This is a genomic window from Lutimonas sp. (assembly GCF_051011215.1).
Taxonomy (GTDB): Bacteria; Bacteroidota; Bacteroidia; order Flavobacteriales; family Flavobacteriaceae; genus Lutimonas.
In genome coordinates this window covers 44,689-70,165 of sequence record NZ_JBPCUJ010000006.1, presented here as the reverse complement: position 1 = coordinate 70,165, position 25,477 = coordinate 44,689, and the positions used below count along the sequence as shown (strand labels likewise).

Here is a 25,477-nt window from a genome sequence, read left to right as displayed (position 1 = left end):
TTTAATAATTAAGGAGTTATTTTCTTTCTACAAAGATGCTACAAGCCCTAAGTATCTGCCAATCAGCTATGCAGCAATCTATATGAAGTTTGAGGAAGGGATGAAAATCATGATGCAAGCATATAAATTATGACGCAAAACCTCTTTTTTCGAAAAACCATCGTGTAAATTCATTGCAGGTGTGTTCTTAAATTTTTCTACTTTCGCAGGAACATAGTTTGGCATGTCAGATACATCAGAAATCAGATCAGAATTTATTGAAAAGGCAGAAGCCCTTATTCTGGAGAATATTTCGAATGAACAATTCGGAGTTTCAGAATTGGCTGAAGTCATGAATATGAGTCGCTCCAACCTATTGCGGAAAATCAAAAAAGACACACAGCTTTCCGCAAGTCAATTTATCCGTCAGGTACGCCTTGTCAAAAGTATGGAGCTATTAAAACAGCAGTCATTCACGGTTTCTGAAATTTCTTATAAGGTAGGATTTGGCAGTACCTCCTATTTTATCAAATGTTTTAGAGAACACTATGGATATCCGCCTGGCGAAGCTGGAAAAGTAAAAATTAAAGAAAAAACGTCGGAGGAACCTGTCAATCTATTACACAAATACAGATGGCTGTTTTTGGGGACGGCATCGGTGATTTTGATCATTTTTTCTTTACTAATCTTCAATAAAAAAGACACTAAACCTGTTGAAATTGAAAAATCCATAGCCGTATTACCCTTTAAAAATGAAAGCAGCGACTCCCTCAACTTATATTTTGTTAACGGCCTTATGGAGTCAAGTTTAAGCAACTTGCAAAAGATAGGAGACCTGCGTGTCATCAGCAGAACCTCCGTGGAGAAATACAGGAAATCGACGATGACTATTCCTGAAATTGCCCAAGAACTCAATGTAAATTACCTGGTAGAAGGCAGCGGGCAGCGTGTAGGAGATCAGGTTTTACTGAACATTCAATTAATAGATGCCTCCAGCGATACACCCATCTGGGCAGAACAATACAGTCGGGAGGTCGGAGATGTATTCGCTCTTCAAAATGAAGTAGCCAAAAAGATTGCTGCTTCGATTAAAGCAATGGTAACGCCTGAAGAATTAAAGCAAATTGAAAAAATCCCAACCGATAACTTAGTGGCCTACGACTATTACTTGCAGGCAATGGACCCCTATTACAGCAGAAGTGCAGAAGGGTTGCAAAAAGCCCTCCCATTATTTAAAAAGGCGATAGAACAAGATGATCAATTTGCCCTCGCTTATGCACATACCGCCATTGCTTATTATTTTATCGATTTAAATCAGGCAGAAAAGCAGCATACAGAAGACTTGAATAATTATTCTGACAAGGCATTATTGTACGATTCAAAATCTCCGGAAAGTCTTATTTCAAAGGCTCTTTACTATATGACCATTGAGGATTACAGATTGGCCCTTCCCTATCTTGAAAAAGCGCTGGAATACAATCCTAACTCTTCTGCAGTTATTCAAATGCTGGCGGATTTATATGCCCGGGCCATTCCCGACACAAGTAAATACCTGGAGTACGCGCTAAAAGGCGTGCAGCTTGATATCGCTGCAAACGATTCCATTGGTAAAAGTTATATTTATTTACATTTAGCCAATGCACTTGTTCAAACTGGTTTTGTTGATAAAGCAATTACTTATATCGATAAATCGCTTGATTTTAATCCGGACAATTTCTATTCTCCTCTGGTTAAAACATACATCATGTATGCCAAGAACGGGGATTTAGAAGCTGCCGAGAATGAATTGACACATCAATATACCAAAGATAGTACCCGATTAGATTTATTACAGGAAATTGCCAAAACTTATTATTTTCAACGAAAATATGATTCGGCTTTTACTCATTACAGGAATTTTGCAAATGCCAGAGAGAAATATGGACTCGATATGTATCCTCATGAGGATCTCAAGATCAGCTGGATCTATCAAAAGCAAGGCTTGCATGAAGAAGCAAAGAAATTTTTTAATTCTTATAAGGAGTACTGTGAAAACGACCAATCCATTTATAAGAGTGCCAGCCTGGCTTCCATGTATGCATATGAAGGAAAAAATAACCAGGCCATTGAACAGTTAAGCATTTTCGCTACACAAAGTGATTTTCAGTACTGGATCGTTGTTTTTATGGAAATGGACCCCATTTTAGAACCACTTAAAAGTCATCCCGACTTTGAGGATATAATGAATAAAATTAAAGATCAGTTCTGGAAGGATCACAATAAATTGAAAGCCTCTTTAAAAGAAAAGGGATTGCTGTAAATATGCATACAACTTAATTATGAAGAGTCCTTTTCTACTTTGAAAACTACAGATCTTTTATTCTTATTTAAAAGATTTAATTCCAACTAAAAATTTAGAAAAAAAAATAGGACATGCTACGCCGTATTGAGGCAGGTCAAGACGCTATACCTTCGCTGTATCAATTAATAAAGGTAGAAATCATGATTACATCAATTTGTATAGTAGGTATCGTTGTTATTAAGTTTATTATCATACAGGGATTGATGCGTCTTGGGATCTAATAAACCCTCACGTATCTCTTTAATTCGGTCTTTTTCCAAGACTTGGAGGTTCATTTATTAACACAACTTTAATTTTTACACATACGCAGTACAATTATATTTGTGCCATGAACCCAGCTAAGGTGCTTACCTTCTTTTTATTGTTATTTAGTGTTGGCCTTAGATCCCAAACGGTAAATAACTACCATGCCGGTTTTCAAACCATTCATTTTGTTGATTCGTCCAGGACATACAAACCCGATGCAGCATTCAATGACACACTTCGTTTCAGACCCTTAGATATTGATATCTGGTACCCGACAAAGGATATAGCTACGGAGAAAATGTTGTTTGAAGATTTGTTCAAACTTCATGAAGAAAGAGCCAACTTTTATCAGGATGAAGAAGATTATACCGGATTTTCTGATGAGTTAATTCTCTATATGGCTGCTGGTTATGGATTGGATGCGAAGGATGGAAAGCGACTGTTAAAAATACAGACAGCCAGTTATAAAAATGCCTCTGTCCCAGGTGAAAAATTCCCTGTAGTTATCTATATGGCGGGTTACAACGGGATGGGTTGGGAAAATTATCGAATGCTTGAATCACTTGCGGAAAATGGTTATGTGGTACTGTCAATATCCTCTATTGGTAGGTATCCCGGAAACATGACCAACGATATCCCGGATACTATGGAACAAGTGTTGGATGCCGAATTTACGATGGGTTTTTTAAAACATCAGAAATTATTTGATATCGATTTTGAAAACATGGGCATTCTCGGTTTAAGCTGGGGTGGCATGAGTGGAATCTTGTTACTGGATAGAAATCCTGACATAAAAGCAATGGTTTCTCTTGATGGAACCGATAATTTTTATTTTGGAGATACGGATGAAGACGATCGGTATCTTTCCAATATTTATGCCGCTGATCTAATTCATCCCGGAAAAACGAGGGCTGCCTTTATGCATATGGAAGGTGGAGATCGATTCGATGAATTTATCCCTAAAGGCGCGTATCGATATATAGACAGTATTTCTTCTCCGTCAAAATACCTCCATTTTTCTCATAGCAAACATGAAGATTTTAGCAGTTTGACCTGGGCTTTACAATCGTCGAAAATGTCTGTGATTAACTATGAGGAAATGATGGAGAGTACCAATCTTTTTTTCAATAAATACTTAAAAGGAGTTGAAGGTTTGGAAGCCTACCTGAATCAATTGGTAAAAAAAGAATATATAACGGATCGACCACAAATTTATCCAAAAACAGAGACAAAGATTCAAAGCCTGAAAGGCAGCATCAAGAGTCAAAAAGATTTGTCGTCATTATCTTTTGTAAATATTGGTATTCTGAATTCTGAGATCGGAACCGTCAGCAATAAAAAAGGGAAATTTGAGCTTCAGATTCCAATGAATGAGGCATTTGATTCCATACGTATCTCTATGATTGGCTACAAACCAAAAAAAGTTGCGATTGAAGATTTGACCACTACAATTGACTCTATAGAAATTTTTTTAGAGGAAGACATCGCTGAACTCAATGAAATTGTTTTAAAGACAAAAACATGGAAGAAGAAAAAACTAGGTAACCAAACAATATCCAATTTTATTGGACACCTCTTCTATTACGATCAGCTTGGTAAAGAAATGGGTATCAAATTAAATGTAAATAAAAAACCAAATTTTGTCGAGGCCTTCAATTTCCACATTTCTTATAACAGGTTTAGCGCCAAGTCCTTCTTTCGCTTAAATATGTACGAAATTGAAGATGGAAAACCAGGTAAAAATATAGTAAACCAAAACATTATTATAGGGATAGAGCCCAAACAAACCGGCATGATTTCGATCGATTTGGAGCCTAATGATATTGTTTTAACCAAGGATGTGATTGCAACCTTAGAATGGATCGATACTGAAGGCGAGATGAAGCCCACGGAAGCCCTTGTGATTTCAGTAGGGTTGTTTACCGGTGGCGTTTATGAACGAAATTCTAAGGAAGCCAAGATGAGAAAGCGATTGAAAGGCATGGGTCTTGGATTTACCATGGATGTGAGGTACTAGTTAATGAAATCTTATTTTTCCTGAAATAACAACCATGTTTCAGGATCTATTACCACAGAATCTGGTTTGCCTTCTAATTCGATTTCGAACTTTGATGATTTCTCGCTCACCATCACTTTCTTAATTTCCATTTCATCGTCTGAAACGATGCCAAACTCGATTGGAAATTTAAAAACGTGGTGTTTTTGCACTTGTTTAACCGAAATGGTCAGTTTTCCATTGTGATACTTCCAGAGCCATTTTAATTCAGGGTACCCTTTTATATAAAGCCATTGATTAAAAAACTCTTCCAGATCATCACCTGAGGCATTTTCCATTTCTTGTTGGAAATCCTCGCTTAGGACATTTGCGTTTTGATACTTTTTATAATAAGTTCGAATCCCATCCCAAAAAGCCTCATCGCCAATTCTATGTCGTAACATATTGAGTACCCAACTACCCTTTTGATACGTATTTCTGCTCAAGACCTTTTTAGGGTCTGTAATAGTGAGATCGATGATGGGAGAAGGGTTCTTTAGATAGTATTCAAAGATTTCGATTTGGTCCTTTTGGAGTTCTTCTTTCCTTTTTTCATTTCCGTCAACCTCTTCCTGATAGAGTATTGTGAAATAGGTTGCGAAGCCTTCACTTAGCCACACATGGTTCCAATTATCTTCTGTGGCAGAATTGCCGAACCATTGATGCGCTATTTCATGTGCCATCAATCCTTGTATTTCTTTGTTCCCGGTAATACTTGTTTCCTTATACGATATGGTTCCCGCATTCTCTAAACCTCCCCACTTGGTTTTTGCCTGCATATTGGCAAGTTTTGCATAAGAATAAGGACCTATTTGGCTTATGAAGTACTCCATGATTTTTGTGGCTTCCTCAAAATCCGTAAAACCCTCTTGCCTGTTCTCGGGATACACCCAGGCGCTGATATCTATTCCTTCTACGGTTCCCAAATAACTGGCAGCAAATCGGGTAACGCCAATAGTCATTACCTTTGTGGCCACAGGAGCTGGTTCAAAATAGCGTGTCATTTTTAAATCATTCCCCAAACTACTTTCCTCAATTTTCTTGCCGGTTGCCACAACATCATAATGGTCTGGAGCAATAATTTTAAATTCAACTGAAGCTTTGTCATATGGGTGATCAACACAAGCAAGCCAATACCTGGCAAGATTTGGCCAGTTATCGCCAAAAAAAGATCGCTGCCCATATTTTGTCGTATCTATTACCAATCCTTTTTCAGGAATCCCTGCATATTTAATAGTATATTCTCTTGTTTGATCTCCTTGTTGAGACGGCGTGATATGTATTTTATCGTTTGAATAATCATAGTTCGCTTTTTCGCCATTTTCCAACACTTCTTTTAAGCGCATCCCAAAATCTCCTTGGTTTTTAATAAGATCAAGGGAAAAAGTGTCTATCCCGTTTTCAAAGTTGACGTAAATAGTCGATTCTCCTTTAATTTCGTTGTTCTTGTCGTTAAGTTGGAGGTTAAATTCATAGTGCTGCACATTTGCAGAACTATTCCTCTTGTATGAATCTTGGGCATAGACAACAGCAGAAAACAAAAAAACAATTAAAAGGCAGGGTATAACTTTAAAGTTCATTGAAATAATTTTCGGGGGAAAATACAAAAATTAAATATCCCTTTTGCAATCGATCAAATTCTATTAGCTTGCATTCGTTAATCGTTTGCTATGGTTATTACAAAAGTTAAAAATATGCCTTCAAAACTCTTTCCTGTATACATCCTTTTTATATGTCTTATAGCTTGTCAGGATAACGATCTCATCGTAGATGTTCCACAGAATCCTGTTGATGAGGTTGACGAAATTAGTGATACTGAATTATTAGACCTGACTCAGAGAGAAACGTTCAATTATTTCTGGGATTTTGCGGAATCAAATTCGGGAGCCATAAGAGAAAGATACCACCCTGATCAACCATCTTTAAATGCCCATGTGGTCACTTCTGGAGGAACCGGATTCGGTCTTATGGCGATGCTTGTTGGTATTGAAAGAGGGTATGTAGGGCGCTCTGAGGCAACGGACAGAATAAAAAATATCTTGTCTTTTTTAGATTCTTCAGATCGATTTCATGGTGCCTGGTCTCATTGGATAGATGGGAGAAATGGAAAAGTTATTCCATTTAGCGCCCAAGACGATGGAGGAGATCTAGTTGAGACTGCTTTTTTAGCCCAGGGCTTAATTTGTATTGCAGAATACTTTAAAAATGGTACAGATTCAGAAAAAGAAATTTCCAAAACTGCTGATGACCTCTGGAAAGGAATCGACTGGAAATGGTACACCCGATCAGAGAAAACCTTGTATTGGCATTGGAGCCCAAACCATGATTTTTCAATGAATTTTAAACTTTCAGGATACAACGAAACACTGATTACTTATATTATGGCTGCCGCTTCAACCTCCTATGGTATTTCTAAAGATGTTTATACGAATGGCTGGGCAATGAATGGCAATATCATGAGTAGTGAGAACACCTATGGATACCCATTACTTGTATCTCATCATGGTGCACAAACCTATGGAGGGCCTTTATTTTGGGCACATTATTCATACCTTGGATTGAACCCAAATGGCTTAGAAGACGAATTTGTAAATTATGGAGATGTAAATATAAATCATACTAAAATTAATCTTCAGTATTGTATCAGCAATCCAAAACAATTCCCTTCATATGGACAGAACTGCTGGGGGCTCACGGCAAGTTATTCAAAAAATACTGATGGAAGTATCGGTTATTCGGCGCATTCACCCAACAACGATTTAGGAATAATTTCTCCCACGGCAGCGCTTTCTTCCATGCCCTACACTCCCCAGGAATCTATGAAAGCATTGCGTTATTTTTATTCAAAAAAAGACAAGCTTCTTGGTCCTGCCGGGTTTTATGATGCCTTTAAAAGTGATGATACCTGGGTGGCTGAAGCCTATTTAGCAATTGATCAAGGACCTATTATCGTTATGATTGAGAACCATAGATCCGGAATGCTTTGGAACTTATTTATGGGAAATAGTGATGTGCAGGCAGGACTTGACAAATTAGGATTTAGCTATGAAAATTAAGGCGTGGTGGCTTTGTACATCACCGCTTGTGAATTCGTAGAAATTTCGATCTTGCCATTTGCTACCACCATAAAAGCTTCTCCTTTTCTTAATTCCAGGGAAGCATTATTTTGAACAACTTTTGCTTCACCTTCGATCAGCAAATAGATCTCAATGGTTGCGGCTTCATGTGTATAAACTTCGTGAGTCTTTAGCGTAATCTCACTTAACTGAAAATCAGGAGCAACACTGCTATATACTCGTTCCAGGCCATCTTGCAACAAAGTTCCCTCTAGAATAATCGGACGTGTTTCTTCAAACGCAACATGCTTTAGCAATTCGGCAATATCTATATGCTTTGGCGTTAAACCTCCTCTTAAAACATTATCAGAATTAGCCATCAATTCTATATTCTGTCCTTCTAAATAAGCATGAGGAACACCGGCATCCTGAAAAACACCTTCCCCCTTTTGAAGTTTTAAAACATTAAAAAAATAAATGGAATAAATCCCTTTATCAAATCCATTAGAAACACCTAACACAGAAACAGCCTTCGCAGCCCAGAAATCCGGATTCTTTTTATTGAGTTTGCCCTCTTTATAGAGTGGCATGATTCGGTCTATCAAAGGTTTTAAAATCTGGTTATTTTCTTCAGAAGAAAGGTTCATTACATAGCTGTACATGCCTTTATATCCTTCTTTTTTAAAAACATCCACTAAAAAGCTTAATTCTTCTCGCTCCTGAAGTGTTTGAAACAACTTTTGTGGAGGGGCAAAACCATGTAATAACCAAAATTCCCCCAAGGCAACCATGATCTCAGGTTTATGGTTGTCATCCTTATAGTTTCTGAAAGTAGCATGCAGATCTATTCCTTTTTCATTCTCCAACTTATACCCTTTCTCTGCTTCCGTTTTGGTAGGATGTACCTGAATAGAAAGCATGTCATAAACATCCAAAACCTTGAAAAGAAAAGGTAAACGCCCAAAATTTTGATAAATTTCCGCACCTAATCTCTCTCTGGGATTCTGATCAATAAAATCAATTAAATCCATGTGCGAATTTGAGATGGCCACTGTTGACGGAGCTTTGTTATGTGCCCCTAACCAATATTCTGCAACAGGGGTTCCATTTGTTTTCATCTCCAGCAGGTCCGGAATGAATTCTGTACCTCCCCATGCATAATTTTGCACTTGACCTTTTAATGAAAATATTTTCAGCACTTGATTTTTTTAAGAAATCAAATATAATTAATAAGGTCAAATAAGTATAATCCTTTTTTAGCAAAAAGCAGGCTAATTCTAACGTAAGAAACTCAATCAATTTATAAATGCTCCTATAAATCCAGTTTGAAGAGCTTTACCCTATTTTTAAACCTCACTTTTATGGATTGTCCTTACCATTAAGAATGGAGAATGTAGCTCCTATCATCGTGATCCTTCATAGTTTTGAAAATCCTTAGGCGCCAGGTTCAGCTTAGGGTAATTCGTACAGTATATTTTAAATCTTTTTACTTTCTTTGTTAATCATGAATTCTGAAGACTCAAAATCCCTAATTGAATTATTAAAACAAGGTGATAAAAACACCTTGGAAAAAATCTATGTTGAGAATAGAGAGGGCTTTATCAATTTTGCTAAAAAATACAATGTTTCTGAATATGATGCCATTGATATTTACCAGGACTCCATTATGGTATTGAGAGAAAATGCAATTAACGGAAGGATTGATGCGCTTCAGAGTAATATTTCCACCTACCTTTTTGCGATTGGAAAATATAAGATTTACTATAATTTCAGGGTACAGTCTAAAACAATTTTAAACAATGACTTCAATCTTGTCGAAGAAAATTTAGATTTTGATGTTGACCTTTATGGCGCTTCGTTAACTAAAGAACAGAAGTTATTGAAAAAATACTATGATCGTTTAGGTGATAGATGTAAAAGTATCTTAAATTTGTTCTATTATCAGGGGTATAATCTCGATGAGATTAGAACAATTTTGAATTACAGTAATAAGAAAGTTTTAAAAAGTCAAAAATCACGCTGTTTAAAGCAGCTTAAAGATTTGGTAGATAAGCATTATGAAAAATAATGATTTGATTGATAGTTATTTTGAAAATTCTCTCAGCCCGAAAGAGCAGAAAATTTTCAATGATCTTTTGCAAAATAATATTGATTTTAAAAATGAATTTCAATTTCAAAAGGATCTAAAAAAAGTCATTGCTTCAAAGCAACGAGAGGAGTTAAAATCGGTGTTGACTGAAATTGAAGAGAGAGCTCAAAGGAAATCAACTATTTTATCCATTCCTAAAAAATGGATGGTTGCGGCTTCTTTATTAATTATTGTTGGAATAGGTACCTGGGGAGTGAAAAGCACCTATTACCCATCGAATGAGAGTATTTATTCAGACTACTTTGAACCTTCACGTAATACGGTGCAACCCGTTGTAAGAGGTGAGAATATAAACACAATTGAATACAGAGCCTTTGTGGCTTATGAATCAGAAAATTATCACAAAGCAATTAATCTTTTCAACTCTGTAAAAAATCCTGATGAAGCTTATGTTGATTTTTACAAAGGGCTTTGCCTCATGGCAACGGATAAAACTCATGAAGCTATTGAAATTCTGGAACCTATTTCAAAAATGACTCAATTGGAAGGTAAGAATAAAGACTTTAGTGAAAAAGCAAGATGGTATCTAGCCCTTAATTATGTCAAACTTAATGACGATACAAAAGCCAAAAATACACTGCTAGCCATAATAAACGATAACGATTCAAATTACAAAAAAGAAGAAGCTACTGAGATTTTGAATTTTCTAGACTGATTTCTATCTTTTTCTATAGGGAAGAGTTTTTAATATCTGTTCGTTTTTTCCGCCTGAAGGCAACTCCTAATATCATTGCAAAAGCGATCGCAATCAAATACCAAACAATTTGGTTTGATTCTCCTATTTCAATGGGATCTGCATTTCCGTTAATCACAAATCCTGACCAATAATAGGGATGAATTAACTCTGTATCCTTATTCGTTTTAAGATATTTCAATTTTGCCAATCTCAAGGCTTCACTTTTACTTTTCCCTTTTTGAAGAAAACGATAAAAATCTATCATGATCACTTTGGTTTCCTTATCGGGAACTTTCCAAAGACTCATCACAATGGAGGGAATACCTGAAAAATGAAAAGCCCGCGCCATACTCATAACCCCTTCTCCTTTCTCAATCTTACCAAAACCAGTATTACAAGCACTCAATACCGCCATGTTTGCTTTAGATTTAGAATTATAAATTTCGGAAGAAGTCAAGTCTTCATCCTCAAAAATAAGTCTGTTATATTGTGGATTTTCATGATCTATTTTGGCATGCATGGCCAAATGCAAGACTGAATACTCCTGATTATTTTGTAAAAAATTATCTTTTTTGGCTTTAGATCCTACAAACTTAGTTCCATCTGTTAAAGAAGCGATGTCATCAATCTCATTCTTAGCAGAAATCAACTTATTATCAATGTCATAGGTTGGAGCAAACCCTGCCCAGTCGTATTTTGAGCTGTACTTGAAAAACTCATTGTTTAATTCCAGAAACAGACGAGCGGAACCGGTGTAATGAATATTATAATCTTCCACCAGAAATGAATTATCAGAATTTTTTAATACTTCAAAAGGAATATAATTTAACACGTTATCAGCGATAATCACAATGTTTTCTTTATCCCTTACTAACTGTTGACCCATCAAGAACATGTATAAATCATGGCTGAGTTCATTTACATCTTCCCTTTTTGACAGGTGATTCTTAAAATCATTGGTATTTTCAATTAATTTTTTACTAATCTCACCGCGGAGCAAGCTGATACTGTCTTTTGTGATGGTAAAAGTGAATAAACTTTCTTCACCTAAAAAATAAGTAATCATTTGCGTATTATCGTCCAGAACATCCTGAACTTCAGATATATCAACCAAATCGTTATCCGCTTCGAAATCTTTAAATTTTGGGTACTCTTTTTTAAAGACCTGATACAAACTGTCAAGACGGTTGCTTAACACAATTCTTTGATCCAGCAGCTCCTTGTAAAATAATTTATCTGGTTCTCTGGCACTTTTTTCAAAAAAGATATCCATCTTGACCCGTTCTAAATCTTTCTTTGTCTGCTCCTCAAAATCGAGTTTCTCCTTGGGAATGTTTCCATAAGCTCTAAATTTTATTCCCTGAAGGCCCTTTAACAATGTAGTATTACGGTTGATTTCAGACAATTCAAATGCCTTTTGTAAATATTGCTTGTCCAAAGATTCATGATAAAGCAACCAACAAAGCCTCAGATCTTTTTCAAAAGCTTCTCTGTATTTATTTGCAAAATCTACTCTGGATCGATCCGAAGAGAAGTTATTCTGGGTATGCCTTATCAAAGAAATTTTATGATCCACCAATTCATACGCTGCCAGAAGATGATCAAATTCCCTGCTTTTTTCATACATTTCAATATGCCAGTCTTCCATAAGCATCAACGCCTCAATAACTTGCAAGGGTCCAACAACTTTACTTAAATCTGAGGTCTCGTACCCTGCTGCTTTTAAAGTTTTTTCGAGATATAATTCAAAATTATCTTGATCTTCTTTCATCTTATACAGCCTGGCCAGCTGTAAATAGTTTTCCGCAACCAAATCACTTATATCTCCATAAATAGTATGGTTAGTGTTGAGAGAAAGCAACAATAGTTCTTCCGCCTCATCCAAAAACATTCCTCTATTGAGATACAACTGCGCAAGATAGTTTCTGGCATTTGCCAAATACTGTCGGCTATTGATCTTCTGCCCAATTTTGATGGCCTGTTTATAATACGCTTCCGCTTGATCATATTTTTCGAACAGAACATAGGAATTAGCTAAATCATAGTACGTCTCACAGGTCCATCTATGATATTCTCCATAGGTTGACTTTCTAATTTTAAGATTCTTTTCTAATAAAGCAATGGCCTCTATGTGTTTTTCTTCAGCTTCTAAAATGTTGGCATAAGTAGTGTAAACAAAAGTCATATTAGGATTATACTCCCCATATGACTCCATACCTTCATCCATGGCTTTTTCCGCATAAAGTGCTGATTTACTTCTATCACCTGAGTAGAAATAGATCAACGCCATGCCTACATAAACATCTGACAGGAAATTTTTCTTTCTTTCACTTTCTAACAAATTGGATTCAGCCTGCTTGTAAAGCTCCATGGCCTTCTCAGTTTGCCCTAAATCATCATAAACCAAGGCTATATTATAAGCAGAAACAGCCAGGGCATAAGGATCGGTCTTAATTCTTTTTTTGATGTCAAAAGATTTTTCATAGTAATAAGTCGTGCTATCGTAATCGGATTCAAAATAATGATTGATTCCAATGGTATTATAACTATCCGCCATATTAAAACTATCCTTGGATTTAATTGAAATGTTTAGAGATTGTCTGGCTAGTGTTGAAGATTCCTCATAATGCCCGAGACTTTGAACAACTTTAGCTTTGGTCTGGTAGGTCGCGGCAAAAAAGCTTTCTTTGGCACCTTCTTTCTCCAGTTTTTGCAAAAGTTGATCTAGAATTTGATTGGCCTGAGTAAAGTTTCCTGCTCTGTTCAGATCAGCAGCCTTTTTATTCTGAGCAAGGACATACTCTCCTTCTACAGATTGAGACAAGCTTACAACCGGAACAAGAAAAAATAAAATCAAATATGCAATGTGCTTTCTCACAGTAATATATCTCTCTGAAAAGAAGCAGTAAATATAAGCTAAGTTATCTGTATTCAAAAAATGGATTTAGTGGAAATCAAGAATTCTCTCGCTCCTTGGCAATTTTGTCAAGTTCAGCATACCAATCCTCTCCGAATTTTCTTTCCAATGCCTGCTTTACAAATTTATAAACGGGGACTCCTAATTCTTGCCCTAAACTACAGGCATCATCACAAATTTCCCATTTATCGTAATTAACTGCCGCAAATTCGCTGTATTGTTTTATTCTGATAGGGTATAAATGACAGGAAACAGGTTTTTTAAATGAAATTTCCCCTTGATTATAAGCCTCCTCAATGCCACACATGGCTACGTTCTTATCATCATAAATAACATAGGCACAATCAGCTCCGTCAACGAGCGTTGTTTCGTGCTCTCCCTGTTCATTGGTTGTATATTTTCCCTGTTTTTCAATGGCCTCCAGCCCTTCTTTTCTCAAATATTTCTTTAACACCGGAAATACTTCTTCTAAAATTTCCAGCTCTTCTGATTCAAGAGGTGCGCCCGCATCACCATCAACACAGCAAGCACCTTTGCAAGCACTGAGATTACAAACAAATTCTTTTTCAAGGATTTCTTCTGAAATAATTGTTTTTTGAAGTTGAAACATGAATAATGAATTAAATCATGGGCAAAAATACATTCTTTTTGTCAATCCATTTTCTAATTGTCACTTGGGATACTATTTAAATCGTTTGTACTATGATCGTGAAACTCAATTACAGATATTTTTTATCTCTGGCATTGAATGTATTTTTCTAACTTTGCGCCCAGGTAAAATCATTATTATGGAATTTAATGTAAAAGAAATACTAACCGCTACGATGGTGTTATTCGCTGTAATAGATATTATAGGAAGCATTCCGATTATCATAGATCTTCGCCAAAAAGTGGGCCATATACAGTCAGAAAAAGCATCGATTGTTGCTATGCTCATCATGATTTTGTTCTTATTTGTTGGGGTTCAGATACTAAATCTCATTGGAATCGATGTGTATTCATTCGCTGTTGCCGGTTCTTTTGTGATGTTCTTTTTAGCGCTTGAAATGATTCTGGGAGTTCAATTATATAAAGAAGAATCACCGGATACGGCTAGTGTAGTTCCTTTGGCTTTTCCGTTGATTGCAGGTGCGGGAACAATGACAACGATTCTTTCATTAAAAGCCGAATTTCACACCGTAAATATCATCATTGCTATTATTATTAATACAATTTTCGTTTATGCCGTTCTCAAATCTTCAACAAAAATTGAGCGATTTATCGGGAAAGGAGGAATCAGTGTGGTTAGAAAAATATTTGGTGTGATTGTCATGGCCATTGCTGTAAAACTTTTTGCCTCGAATGTTCAAGGGCTTTTTAATTAAAAACTATGGATTTTGATGTGTTGATCATTGGTGGAGGGGTTGCCGGGATGTCCTGTGCGCTGGTGTTGGGTTCCGCTCAGTTCAAACCCTATGCAAAGGATAAAAAAATTGGAATCGTGATGCATCAAAAGGCCTCGGCTTTGGACGGCGCCTTATTCAACAATGTCTTGGGTATTGCGCCTGGAACAACGGGCAAAGAAATACTTGAAACAGGCCGGACTCAATTGTCAGAAACATACCCTCATGTGACTCAAATTGAAAAAGAAAAAGTGAATGCTGTAACGAATTCCCTTGGTGGTTTTCTGATAAAGACAAACAAACAATCTTATACAAGTAAAATCGTTGTGCTCGCCATCGGCCCTTCCAACTTATTTAATATAGAAGGATTACTCACCTATGTGGAGCCGCATCGCAATCTTCCCGCGAGAAAAGAAAGAATTCAACTGAAAAACAACAATCATCTTGTTGAGGAAAACTTATATGTTGCAGGAGTTTTAGCCGGGTGGCGCAGTCAATTTGCCACTGCTGCCGGAAGCGGAGCTCATGTAGCTACAGAAATATTAACCTTATGGAACAATGGACAAACCTCCATGGTACATGATTCCGAGCCTAAATAATACCTTTTAGGGTTCCAAAGGATACCCCTTTTCATTCAGTTCCTTCACCCTTTCGATCATTTTATCCTGGGCATTCACAATTTTAAAATAAGCGTTAATATCATAAATCTGCTGGGCAAACAACGCTTTTAGATACAGCTTAAAATTATCTTCTTCTTCTCTATTAAAGACTGCATATTCTGATGGTACTGAAGCCAGATATTCGTTATAAATATGTTCATCCTGATCAAACTCATTGATAAACTTATCTAAGCTCCAGTTATCAAATTCATCCACATGTTGATCAAAATAGTTAAATACAAAATCACGAGATCGACGGTAATGAAAATCAGGAAAGAACATTGTGGTATCAATAGACACAAAGACGTCTGGAATAATTCCACCTCCACCATAAACTATTTTCCCTTTTGGAGTCTCAAATTTTAAAGAATCAATTACTTTTATACTATCGGCATTCATCAACTCGCCATTGTGATATCTTTTCTCAAAATCACTGAAATACTCGCCATTTTCCTTATTCTCATATGGTTTTTGAATGGATCTTCCTGTAGGGGTATAATATCTGGAAACCGTTAACCTTACAGCGGAACCATCACCCAACTGCATTTCTTGCTGTACCAATCCTTTTCCAAATGACCTTCTTCCTACAATAGTGCCTTTATCATTATCCTGCAAAGCTCCCGCGACAATTTCACTTGCCGAAGCAGATGCACCATTGATCAAAACAAAGACATGGCCGTCTTCAAAATCACCTTTACTGGTTGCAAAGGTTTCTTCTATTTTATCTTTTTTGTTTTTGGTAAAAACAATCAGCTTACCATCTTCTAAAAATTCATCAATAATTTTAGTAGCCACCTGTAAATATCCTCCAGGATTATGTCGCAGGTCTAACACCAGTTTTTTCATACCCTGATCCAGCAGATCATCCAATGCAACTTTAAATTCATCATAGGTGGTGGCAGCAAATTTGTTGATCTTAACATATCCCAGTTCCTCATTTAACATATAAAAAGCGTCTACACTCTTTATCGGCACCTCTCCTCTCACAATTGTAAAAGGCAATTCTTTTGATTCAGACTTTCTGTATACCACTAAATCAACCGAAGTATCCGGCTTTCCTTTTAAGGTCTTGAGAATATATTCACTCCCTATATTCCTGCCATACAAGGTGTCATTATTTGCAACAAGAATTCTATCTCCTGCCTTGATTCCTGCTTTTTTACTGGGCCCGTTTTCAAGTACTTTAATAACGGTTAATGAATCCTTGTGCATTTTAAACTGTATCCCTATTCCTACAAATTTACCATTCATTGATTCCGAGACACCTTCTAATTCTTTTGCTGATATATAGACCGAATGGGGGTCTAATTTATCCAACATGTTTTTAATGGTACCGTCTAACAGGCTGTCAGTATCAACATCATCGACATATTCATATTGTATATAATCAATCAGCCTCTTAATTTTTCGCTCCTGTGGCGTCCCTCCGAAAAAAGTTATAGTCTTCTTCTGGTAGTTCAGTGAAGTCCCTAAAAATATTCCCAAAGCAATAGAAATTGCAATGATCAAAGGAAGAAATATTCTAGTCTTTTTATTCATTTATTGGTAAATATAAAATTTCGATATTGGCTTTTCGCAAAAAGTCAATACCTGATTCGTCTTTATAAGCATTGGCATAAACGACTCTTTTAATTCCTGATTGATGAATTAATTTACTGCAATCTTTGCAAGGAGATAAGGTGATATAAAGCGTAGCCCCCTCACATGCCTGGGTTGATGAGGCAACTTTTAATATCGCGTTGGCTTCGGCGTGTAACACATGCCATTTTGTACTACCATCTTCATCTTCACAGCAATTATCGAACCCTGTCGGAGTTCCATTATATCCGTCAGAGATAATCATTTTTCCTTTAACGATCAGCGCTCCTACTTGTTTTCTCTTACAGTGTGATAGTTTTGACCATTCTTTGGCCATTTTTAAATAGGCCTGATCATACCTTCTCTGTTTTTTATCCGTCATTCTTCCTTACTGGCGTATATGAATCCTTCATAGCGAAAATATAAAACTTTCAAATGAAAGGTGTTAAAAATTCATCAAAATTTAAAGGCTTTGCATTCAAGAGTCAAAAGTTGATTTAATTTAGGTACGTCAAAATCAATGCCATAGATATAAAGTACAAAATCAATCTAAGATTTAAACTTGATTTTCTTAAAAAGATCCCAAAGAACAATCCCACAGCTCACCGATATATTTAAGGAATGCTTCGTCCCGTATTGTGGGATTTCAAGACATTGATCGGACAAATTTACTGCCTCCTGAGAAACTCCTTTAACTTCGTTCCCAAAAATAACAGCATATGTTTCTCCCTTTACTACTTTAAACTGTTCCAGAGAAACACTGCTCTCTGCTTGCTCAATCGACAGTATTTTTATGCCTTCACTTTGCAGGTCTTTGATCAGATCAGTAGTATTTTCAACATATTGCCAATCGACAGATTCCGTTGCCCCCAAGGCTGTTTTATGAATTTCTTTATGAGGTGGTTTAGCCGTTATGCCGCATAAATATATTTTTTTTATTAAAAATGCATCTGAAGTTCTAAATACAGACCCAATATTATTCAAACTACGGATATTATCTAAAATAACAATAAGAGGAATTTTAGTAGTGTCTTTAAATTGATCAATGTTGAGTCTATTTAATTCACTGTTCTTTAATTTTCGCATAGGTCATTCTTGTAAGAACTGCGAAATTATGAAATCAATCCAACTATAAACGCCTCTGCTTAAAATATTTGTTGCAACTATTTTTGACATAAAACATGACATTTATCATACTTAACCGATAGGGTAAATCGTTTTTTAACATAATTTTTGTCTTAACTATCGCTATTATTAGTACTTTAGCGCTTCTTTAATTGAAGATTCATTATGATTAGTAGCTTAAAACATGCTGGAATTGATAGTTTAAATCAGCAATATACCACATTGGATGTATATAAAAGGGTCGAGCAATTATACCAGGATTTCGATGCCAAAGACATCATGATCACCTCAGCCTTTGCAGCTACTTCTGCATTTTTGTTAAAGGTTTTTTCGGATATCAATAAAGATCAGGTGATTTACTTTATCGATACAGGTTATCATTTTAAAGAAACATTAATTTATAAAGAATACCTCACAAAACTATACGATTTAAACGTTGTCAGTATTCAGGCTGAGCCGATAGAATATAACTTTTCAAAGGATAACCAGCTGTGGGAGAAGAATCCGAATCGCTGTTGTTATATTAATAAAGTAAAGCCCTTAGATCATATTAAAAAAGACTACAAGATCTGGGTTTCAGGTTTGATGAAGTGGCAAAGTGATCACAGAAACAGCTTGCAAATATTTGAAGAAAAAGAAACACTTTTAAAATTCTATCCCTTATTGGATATAGACTATTCGGAAAGAGATCAATTTATAAAGGATCATCACCTTCCGTTTCATCCTTTAAAGTCCAAAGGATACTCTTCGATCGGTTGCTTTCATTGTACCGTTCCCGGTGAAGATCGTCATGGAAGATGGAACAATTCACCAAAAACAGAATGTGGCTTGCACCTTTAAACTTTTGACGTCTCTTTTTTGAATAAAATGCCACTTGTAAATCATCCGCTGTGATTTCTTAATTCTTATTAAAATTATATCTTTGCTTTCCTCGCTATAACATCTCTTGTGGCGGTACATTAATTTCTAAAAGATTCCAGCATTGGCAAAGGCAAAAGCGAAAAAAGTGACTCCCTTGATGTTACAGTATAATAATATCAAGACAAAATATCCTGATGCACTTTTACTTTTCCGAGTAGGTGATTTTTATGAGACCTTTGGAGAAGATGCAAAAATTACAGCTAAAATTCTGGGTATCGTGCTTACAAAAAGAGGAGCGGGTTCTGAAAGTGAGACAGCTCTGGCCGGTTTTCCTCATCATTCCTTACATACTTATTTACCGAAACTGGTAAAAGCAGGTATGCGTGTGGCCATCTGTGATCAACTGGAAGACCCAAAAATGACTAAGACCATCGTCAAAAGAGGCGTTACCGAATTAGTCACTCCGGGTGTATCATTAAACGACGAAGTATTACAGGCCAAAAGCAACAATTTTCTGGCAGCCCTGCATTTCGGTAAAAAGCGCATCGGGATTTCATTATTAGATGTTTCCACGGGAGAATTTATTACTTCACAAGGGAATAAAGAGTACATCGATAAATTACTACAAAACTTCAATCCCAGTGAGATTCTACTGCAAAAAAATTGCAAAAGTGATTTTCAGTCTTTTTTTGGTAGTGGCTATTATACTTTTTATTTAGATGATTGGATCTTTCAGGAAGATGCTTCTTTTGAAATACTAACCGAACATTTTAAGGTGCGATCTTTAAAAGGATTTGGTATTGATGATTTACGAGAAGGTATCATTGCCTCAGGAGTAATTTTACATTATTTATCAGAAACCCAACACCATAAACTAGAGCATATCTCAAATATCCAGAGGCTCGTTGAAAATGATTATGTCTGGATGGACCGCTTCACCATTCGTAACCTTGAATTATATCAAGCCAATACGATAGGTGCCGTAACGTTGATTGATGTGATTGATCATACCATTTCACCCATGGGAGGAAGGCTGCTAAAAAGATGGCTGGCCTTGCCCTTAAAAAATATTGAAGAGATCAAAAACCGTCATGATGTGGTGCGATATTTTATACAAAATGACACTTTTCTTCAAGCACAAAACGATCAAATTGATCAGATAAGTGATCTCGAAAGGCTGGTCTCAAAAGTGGCTACCGGAAAAATTAACCCGAGAGAGGTCGTTCTTTTAAAAAACTCCTTGCAATCATTGATTCCCATTAAAGAGGCTGCTTTAAGAAGTAAACACGAACCATTGCTTACCCTGGCTGAAGGGATTGATCCTTTAACCGATTTGATTTCAAAACTGGATATCTCTATTGAAGAAGATGCCCCTGTCAATATCAACAAAGGGAATGTCATAAAATCTGGCATTAACAAAGAGTTGGATGAATTGCGACATCTTTCAAATTCTGGAAAAGAGCATTTAGATCATATTGTCACAAGAGAGATTGAAAGGACGCAGATCAGCAGCCTGAAAATAGCCTTTAACAATGTTTTTGGTTACTATATCGAAGTTAGAAATACCCATAAAGATAAGGTGCCTGAAGAGTGGGTTCGAAAGCAAACCTTGGTTTCCGCGGAACGATATATCACAGAAGAACTCAAGGAATATGAATCAAAAATACTGGGTGCCCAGGAAAAAATAGCCACCATTGAACAACGAATTTATAGTGATCTGATGACCACTATGATTCCTTATATTCTTAAAATTCAGAAAAACGCTCAGGTAATTGCTCAACTGGATTGTCTTGGATCTTTCGCAAAAGTGGCCGTATTAAATAACTATGTCAGACCTGTTGTTGACGAATCAACCCAAATAGAAATAAATAACGGAAGACACCCGGTGATTGAAAAACAACTTCCTTCAGGAGAGCTCTATGTAGCAAATGATGTCATTTTAAATCGCGATCAGCAACAGATTATCATGATTACTGGTCCGAATATGAGTGGTAAATCCGCCATTCTGAGGCAAACGGCCTTGATTGTGTTATTGGCCCAGATAGGATCTTATGTTCCAGCCCAAAATGCCCGATTAGGTGTAGTTGATAAGATTTTTACCCGGGTTGGTGCCAGCGATAATATTTCAATGGGTGAATCAACCTTTATGGTTGAAATGAATGAAACTGCCAATATCCTGAATAATTTATCAGAACGAAGTCTGATTCTACTCGATGAAATTGGTCGAGGAACCAGCACGTACGATGGAATTTCTATCGCCTGGGCCATTGCGGAATACCTGCATGAACATCCTGCAAAAGCCAAAACACTCTTTGCCACGCATTATCACGAACTAAATGATATGAGTGAAACTTTTGAAAGAATTAAAAACTTCAATGTCTCTGTCAAAGAACTTAAGGACAAGGTTATTTTTATCAGAAAACTCGTTCCGGGTGGCAGTAAACACAGTTTTGGAATTCATGTTGCAAAACTGGCCGGCATGCCCGGGCCAGTACTTCACAGAGCCAATAAAATGCTTTCTCATTTAGAAAAAAGTCATGCTTCAGAAGATATTCAGGCCAAATTGAAATCCGCATCTGAAAAGAATCTTCAGTTGAGTTTTATTAATCTAGATGATCCTTTACTCGAAGAAATAAAAGAGGAAATTCTAAGTACCGAGATCAACTCCCTGACCCCTATTGATGCGCTTATGAAGCTCAATGAAATAAAGCGAATGCTCACGAAAAAATAAAAGAGATTCAGGAAAGTGAATTATCACTAACTTGTTGTCAAATTTTTTTTCATGAAAAAATACCTCATAATTTTCGGCACGTTCTTTTTTGTTCTATGTGCATGCGGCACAGATTCAAATGATTCCAAACCTAACATAAGCATCGCGATCAATACGGATGAATCTCAGATCCCATCCGATGGAAGGTTGCTTTTGATTTTTGCCAATAACAATGAGACAGAACCCAGATTTCAAGTAAACGGGGGACTGAAAGCTCAGGTTGTTTTTGGCATGAATATCGAAAATCATGTGCCTGGAAAAAAAATATTGTTTGACAGTGAGGCCTTTGGATTTCCTGTTGAAAGCATCGAACAATTAGAGGAAGGGGACTATTTTGTCCAAGGGGTTTTTCACGTTTATGAAACTTTTGAATTATCTACAGGTCATAAAGTAAAGCTTCCTATGGATCATGGGGAAGGTCAGCAATGGAATAGATCACCCGGAAATCTCTACAGTACTCCTGTCAAAATAAAAGTGACCAAAAACGGCATGGAAGATTTGACCATTGTTCTCGATCAGGTGATACCAGAAATTGAAGAACCAAAGGATACAGAATGGATCAAGCATATCAAATTTAAGTCTGAAAAGCTGAGTGCTTTTTGGGGAAGGGATATTTATCTCGGCGCTCACATTTTATTACCAAAAAATTTTGACCAGCATCCTGAAGCAACGTTTCCATTAATGATCTTTCATGGGCATTTTCCTTCTGATTTTGGCGGCTTCAGAACGACTCCTCCAGATAAAAACCTGGAGCCGGATTATTCAGAAAGGTTCGACGTAGAAGGCTATAATATTATCCAGCAACAGGAAGCCTACGATTTTTATAAACGTTGGAATGAACCGGATTTTCCTCGTTTCATTATCATAGAAATTCAACATCCCACCCCCTATTATGACGATTCCTATGCTGTTAATTCGGCGAGTCAGGGTCCGTATGGAGATGCAATCACCTATGAACTAATTCCCTATATTGAAAAGGAATTCCAGGGTATTGGTGAAGGCTGGTCTCGATTTTTATATGGAGGCTCAACGGGCGGATGGGAAGCATTGGCTGTACAGGTAAAGTATCCTGATCAATACAATGGATGTTTTGCCGCCTGCCCCGACCCCATAGATTTTACCAGCTATTGTTTAACTGATATTTACAAGGATCAAAACGCCTATTATTACGATACAGACTTTAAAACCTTAGAAGTTCCTTCACGAAGGAATTATCTGGGTCAGATAAGTGCCACTATGCGTCAGGACAACCACCTGGAACTCGCTTTAGGAAATAAATCACGATCGGGACAGCAATTTGATATCTGGGAGGCCACCTATTCACCACAGGGCACTGATGGCTATCCCCAAAGAATCTGGGACAAATATACAGGTGAAATTAATCATGAAGTCGCTGCATACTGGAAGGAAAATTATGACCTTCGCCATATTTTGGAAAGGGATTGGGACAAATTAGGTGATAAGTTAAAAGGTAAAATACATATCTATTGCGGAGATATGGATAATTATTACCTGAATAATGCCGTGTATTCCATGGAATCCTTTTTAGAGAGTACTACCAGCCCGTATTATGATGGTGAAGTAGACTATGGGGACCGAGCAGAGCATTGTTGGAACGGGGATCAAGAGAACCCTAATCATATTTCGCGTTTGCGCTATAACTCGATGTACGTGCCAAAAATCATGAAACGAATCGCTGAATCGGCTCCAGTGGATGCAGATCTTACAAGTTGGAGGTATAAAGAATAAAAATCACCTTGGCAATGAGTTCGAACGATTGTCAAGTGAGTATTTATATTATCTTTGTGAAGTAATTGAAAGAATATGTTGTTATTTATTAGCGGTGCAGAAATATTTATAATCCTTGTAATTGTTGTCATGCTATTTGGTGCAGATAAATTACCAGAACTGGCCCGTGGATTGGGTAAAGGAATGCAGCAATTGAAAAGTGCCACCAACGAGGTAAAAAAAGAAATTACTGAAAGTGCGAAAAAACAAGGCATTGATACCAGTCTAACCAGTGATATCGAAAAAGATATAAAAAACATCAAAACCAAAGTAAAGGACAATATTGATGATATGACGGGGCCAATTAAAAGAAATTTATAACTTGACTTTTTTAGAAAAAATCATTCAGTATGATAAAGATCTGTTGGTCTATATCAATGGCTTGGGTACTGAAAATTGGGATACTTTTTGGTTAGTCGTTACCAATCAATTGAGCTGGATTCCTCTTTATTTATTGTTTTTTTATCTTATTTTCAAAAGTCTGGGATGGAAAAAAGGGTTGGGCCTGATCTTACTAACGGCCGTTCTTGTTACATTTTCTGACCAATTCACCGTTTTCCTTAAAAACTATTTTGAACGATTGCGACCTAACCGAGATCCTTCCATCAATGAAGTTATTAGAATCTTAAAAAATAATTCCAGTTTTAGTTTTGTTTCGGGTCATGCCACCACTTCCACAGCAGTCACTTTACTGATGTATTTGACGCTGAGAAAGCACTTCAAATACACAGTGCTTTTCTTTATCTGGCCATTGCTGTTTTCATACAGCAGAATGTATATCGGAGTCCATTTCCCATTAGATGTGTTTACAGGAGCAATGATTGGTTTATTGATTGGCTTCACCTTTTACAAAATAAGTTTGCGCCTGTTAGCTTGGATAGAAAAAAAATACTAGACGACCATTAAATTGCATCCTCGAATATCTGAATGATCAAACCTTCCTAAAATTTCAAATTTATCTTGAGCTATCTTTCTTCCTAAATCTTGAGTTGCTATAAAGGAACAAGAGTTATAGTTAGCAAAATCGATGACATTGATTCCTCCTGTTTTACCAATACCCAAGGTCTGAAAAGGGTCTTCAGTATCTCTAATCAGAATTTTCATCCATGGCGGGGTCTCAAAAATACCATCTCCTTTAGAATACGCCTGAGACAATAATTCAGTCATTCCATATTCAGAATGGATTTTTGAAAGTCCGAATCCCGAACCAAGGATCTGATGCAGTTCTTTTCTGACCATCTCTTTTCGCTTTCCCTTCATACCTCCCGTTTCCATAACAACGGTGTTTTTTAAGCTGAATTTTTGTTTCTCCAAAAGATCCAGCAAGGCATAGGTAACTCCAATCAAAAGAACCTTTTCTCCCCGATCATCCAAAGTGATCAGTAATTCACTTAATTCATCCAGTTCATCTAAATAGAAACCGCTGTATTTTGAATCGCTTTTTTTAATAAAATCATCCACCATATATATGAGTGATGAGCCTTGACGTTCCAGATATCCAGGTAGTAAAGCAAGAATTACATAGTCTTTAATGTCGCCATAAAAATGGGTAAAACCGCTGGTAAAACTTTGCTCATATAATCCAAGGTCAGTGATCAAATGTCTGCTTGTCGAAACGCCGGTAGTTCCGCTACTTGTAAAAACCTGCTCCACAGGATCCTCCGAACTAAGTACCTCGAAAGACTTAAAAAACTCTATCGGTAAAAAAGGAATTCTATGCAGCTGATCTACATTTTCGATACGGATTCCTAAAAGATCTATAAACCGGCCATAAACAACGTTGTTCTTTGCCTGGTACCTGAATATTCTCAAGGCTTCCTGTTCAAACGATTCAAAATTTGAGGTTTTGAAAAAATCCATTACATTCGCTTCACTTTTTCGACAAAAATAGCCCTTTTTTACGCAACCAAATATC

21 protein-coding genes are annotated in these 25,477 nt (G+C 36.6%); 13 read left to right on the top strand and 8 right to left on the bottom strand.

The features are described from left to right. Positions 1 to 223: 223 nt before the first annotated feature. The 3 genes from ACR2MV_RS00675 to ACR2MV_RS00665 all read left to right on the top strand — a co-directional run bounded on the left by ACR2MV_RS00675 (position 224) and on the right by ACR2MV_RS00665 (position 4,583). Positions 224 to 2,278, top strand: a complete 2,055-nt coding sequence (locus tag ACR2MV_RS00675) for a helix-turn-helix domain-containing protein (protein WP_434019940.1) — start codon at positions 224 to 226, stop codon at positions 2,276 to 2,278. Between the two features lie 113 nt (positions 2,279 to 2,391). Next, complete coding sequence (locus ACR2MV_RS00670; RefSeq protein WP_434019939.1) at positions 2,392 to 2,541, top strand: hypothetical protein; 150 nt, start codon at positions 2,392 to 2,394, stop codon at positions 2,539 to 2,541. A gap of 107 nt (positions 2,542 to 2,648) precedes the next feature. Then, positions 2,649 to 4,583, top strand: coding sequence for a carboxypeptidase-like regulatory domain-containing protein (locus ACR2MV_RS00665; protein ID WP_434019938.1), 1,935 nt, complete (start codon positions 2,649 to 2,651; stop codon positions 4,581 to 4,583). Between the two features lie 11 nt (positions 4,584 to 4,594). On the opposite strand, the gene ACR2MV_RS00660 is transcribed toward ACR2MV_RS00665, so the two are convergent. Continuing rightward, positions 4,595 to 6,181 (bottom strand): M1 family metallopeptidase, encoded by a 1,587-nt coding sequence (locus ACR2MV_RS00660; RefSeq protein WP_434019937.1) that lies wholly within the window; start codon positions 6,179 to 6,181, stop codon positions 4,595 to 4,597. Between the two features lie 90 nt (positions 6,182 to 6,271). Between ACR2MV_RS00660 and ACR2MV_RS00655 the strand changes: the two genes are divergently transcribed. Continuing rightward, positions 6,272 to 7,657, top strand: a complete 1,386-nt coding sequence (locus ACR2MV_RS00655) for a glucoamylase family protein (protein ID WP_434019936.1) — start codon at positions 6,272 to 6,274, stop codon at positions 7,655 to 7,657. On the opposite strand, the gene manA is transcribed toward ACR2MV_RS00655, so the two are convergent. Next, a complete protein-coding gene (manA, locus tag ACR2MV_RS00650; RefSeq protein WP_434019935.1) occupies positions 7,654 to 8,856 on the bottom strand; it encodes a mannose-6-phosphate isomerase, class I in 1,203 nt (400 codons plus the stop codon). The genes ACR2MV_RS00655 and manA overlap by 4 nt on opposite strands. A 305-nt stretch (positions 8,857 to 9,161) precedes the next feature. Between manA and ACR2MV_RS00645 the strand changes: the two genes are divergently transcribed. Then, the gene (locus ACR2MV_RS00645) at positions 9,162 to 9,725 is read left to right on the top strand and encodes an RNA polymerase sigma factor (RefSeq protein WP_434019934.1); all 564 of its coding nucleotides are present in this window, start codon (positions 9,162 to 9,164) and stop codon (positions 9,723 to 9,725) included. Continuing rightward, positions 9,715 to 10,461, top strand: coding sequence for a tetratricopeptide repeat protein (locus tag ACR2MV_RS00640; RefSeq protein ID WP_434019933.1), 747 nt, complete (start codon positions 9,715 to 9,717; stop codon positions 10,459 to 10,461). The genes ACR2MV_RS00645 and ACR2MV_RS00640 overlap by 11 nt, the downstream gene beginning before the upstream one ends. Positions 10,462 to 10,474: 13 nt before the next feature. Here ACR2MV_RS00640 and ACR2MV_RS00635 read toward each other — a convergent pair whose 3' ends face one another. Both ACR2MV_RS00635 and ACR2MV_RS00630 read right to left on the bottom strand, forming a co-directional pair. Beyond that, a complete protein-coding gene (locus tag ACR2MV_RS00635; RefSeq protein WP_434019932.1) occupies positions 10,475 to 13,360 on the bottom strand; it encodes a CHAT domain-containing protein in 2,886 nt (961 codons plus the stop codon). A gap of 76 nt (positions 13,361 to 13,436) precedes the next feature. Further along, positions 13,437 to 14,009: a DUF3109 family protein gene (locus ACR2MV_RS00630; RefSeq protein ID WP_434019931.1), complete on the bottom strand. Its 573-nt coding sequence runs from the start codon at positions 14,007 to 14,009 to the stop codon at positions 13,437 to 13,439. Between the two features lie 178 nt (positions 14,010 to 14,187). Here ACR2MV_RS00630 and ACR2MV_RS00625 point away from each other — a divergent pair, with 178 nt between their 5' ends. Together ACR2MV_RS00625 and ACR2MV_RS00620 are read left to right on the top strand one after the other, a co-directional pair. Then, on the top strand, positions 14,188 to 14,763 hold the full coding sequence (locus ACR2MV_RS00625; protein ID WP_434019930.1) for a MarC family protein: 576 nt from the start codon (positions 14,188 to 14,190) through the stop codon (positions 14,761 to 14,763). Between the two features lie 5 nt (positions 14,764 to 14,768). Next, positions 14,769 to 15,380: an FAD-dependent oxidoreductase gene (locus ACR2MV_RS00620; RefSeq protein WP_434019929.1), complete on the top strand. Its 612-nt coding sequence runs from the start codon at positions 14,769 to 14,771 to the stop codon at positions 15,378 to 15,380. A gap of 6 nt (positions 15,381 to 15,386) precedes the next feature. Here the strand turns inward: ACR2MV_RS00620 and ACR2MV_RS00615 are convergent, their stop codons facing one another. From ACR2MV_RS00615 to ACR2MV_RS00605, 3 genes are all read right to left on the bottom strand, one after another. Then, a complete protein-coding gene (locus ACR2MV_RS00615) occupies positions 15,387 to 16,979 on the bottom strand; it encodes a S41 family peptidase (protein ID WP_434019928.1) in 1,593 nt (530 codons plus the stop codon). Beyond that, positions 16,972 to 17,400: a deoxycytidylate deaminase gene (locus tag ACR2MV_RS00610; protein WP_434019927.1), complete on the bottom strand. Its 429-nt coding sequence runs from the start codon at positions 17,398 to 17,400 to the stop codon at positions 16,972 to 16,974. The genes ACR2MV_RS00615 and ACR2MV_RS00610 overlap by 8 nt, the downstream gene beginning before the upstream one ends. Positions 17,401 to 17,567: 167 nt before the next feature. Beyond that, the gene (locus tag ACR2MV_RS00605; protein ID WP_434019926.1) at positions 17,568 to 18,104 is read right to left on the bottom strand and encodes an RNA methyltransferase; all 537 of its coding nucleotides are present in this window, start codon (positions 18,102 to 18,104) and stop codon (positions 17,568 to 17,570) included. A gap of 204 nt (positions 18,105 to 18,308) precedes the next feature. On the opposite strand from ACR2MV_RS00605, the gene ACR2MV_RS00600 reads away from it, so the two are divergent. The 5 genes from ACR2MV_RS00600 (at position 18,309) to ACR2MV_RS00580 (ending at position 24,457) form a co-directional block, all read left to right on the top strand. After that, positions 18,309 to 18,983, top strand: coding sequence for a phosphoadenylyl-sulfate reductase (locus tag ACR2MV_RS00600; RefSeq protein ID WP_434019925.1), 675 nt, complete (start codon positions 18,309 to 18,311; stop codon positions 18,981 to 18,983). A 142-nt stretch (positions 18,984 to 19,125) separates the two neighbouring features. Further along, complete coding sequence (mutS, locus tag ACR2MV_RS00595; RefSeq protein WP_434019924.1) at positions 19,126 to 21,735, top strand: DNA mismatch repair protein MutS; 2,610 nt, start codon at positions 19,126 to 19,128, stop codon at positions 21,733 to 21,735. A 51-nt stretch (positions 21,736 to 21,786) separates the two neighbouring features. After that, positions 21,787 to 23,523 (top strand): alpha/beta hydrolase-fold protein, encoded by a 1,737-nt coding sequence (locus ACR2MV_RS00590; RefSeq protein ID WP_434019923.1) that lies wholly within the window; start codon positions 21,787 to 21,789, stop codon positions 23,521 to 23,523. Positions 23,524 to 23,598: 75 nt separating this feature from the next. Beyond that, the gene (locus ACR2MV_RS00585; protein WP_434019922.1) at positions 23,599 to 23,883 is read left to right on the top strand and encodes a Sec-independent protein translocase subunit TatA/TatB; all 285 of its coding nucleotides are present in this window, start codon (positions 23,599 to 23,601) and stop codon (positions 23,881 to 23,883) included. Between the two features lies 1 nt (position 23,884). Then, on the top strand, positions 23,885 to 24,457 hold the full coding sequence (locus ACR2MV_RS00580) for a phosphatase PAP2 family protein (protein WP_434019921.1): 573 nt from the start codon (positions 23,885 to 23,887) through the stop codon (positions 24,455 to 24,457). On the opposite strand, the gene ACR2MV_RS00575 is transcribed toward ACR2MV_RS00580, so the two are convergent. Beyond that, on the bottom strand, positions 24,454 to 25,422 hold the full coding sequence (locus ACR2MV_RS00575) for an acyl transferase (RefSeq protein WP_434019920.1): 969 nt from the start codon (positions 25,420 to 25,422) through the stop codon (positions 24,454 to 24,456). The two genes, ACR2MV_RS00580 and ACR2MV_RS00575, sit on opposite strands and share 4 nt — an antisense overlap. Positions 25,423 to 25,477 lie beyond the last annotated feature (55 nt).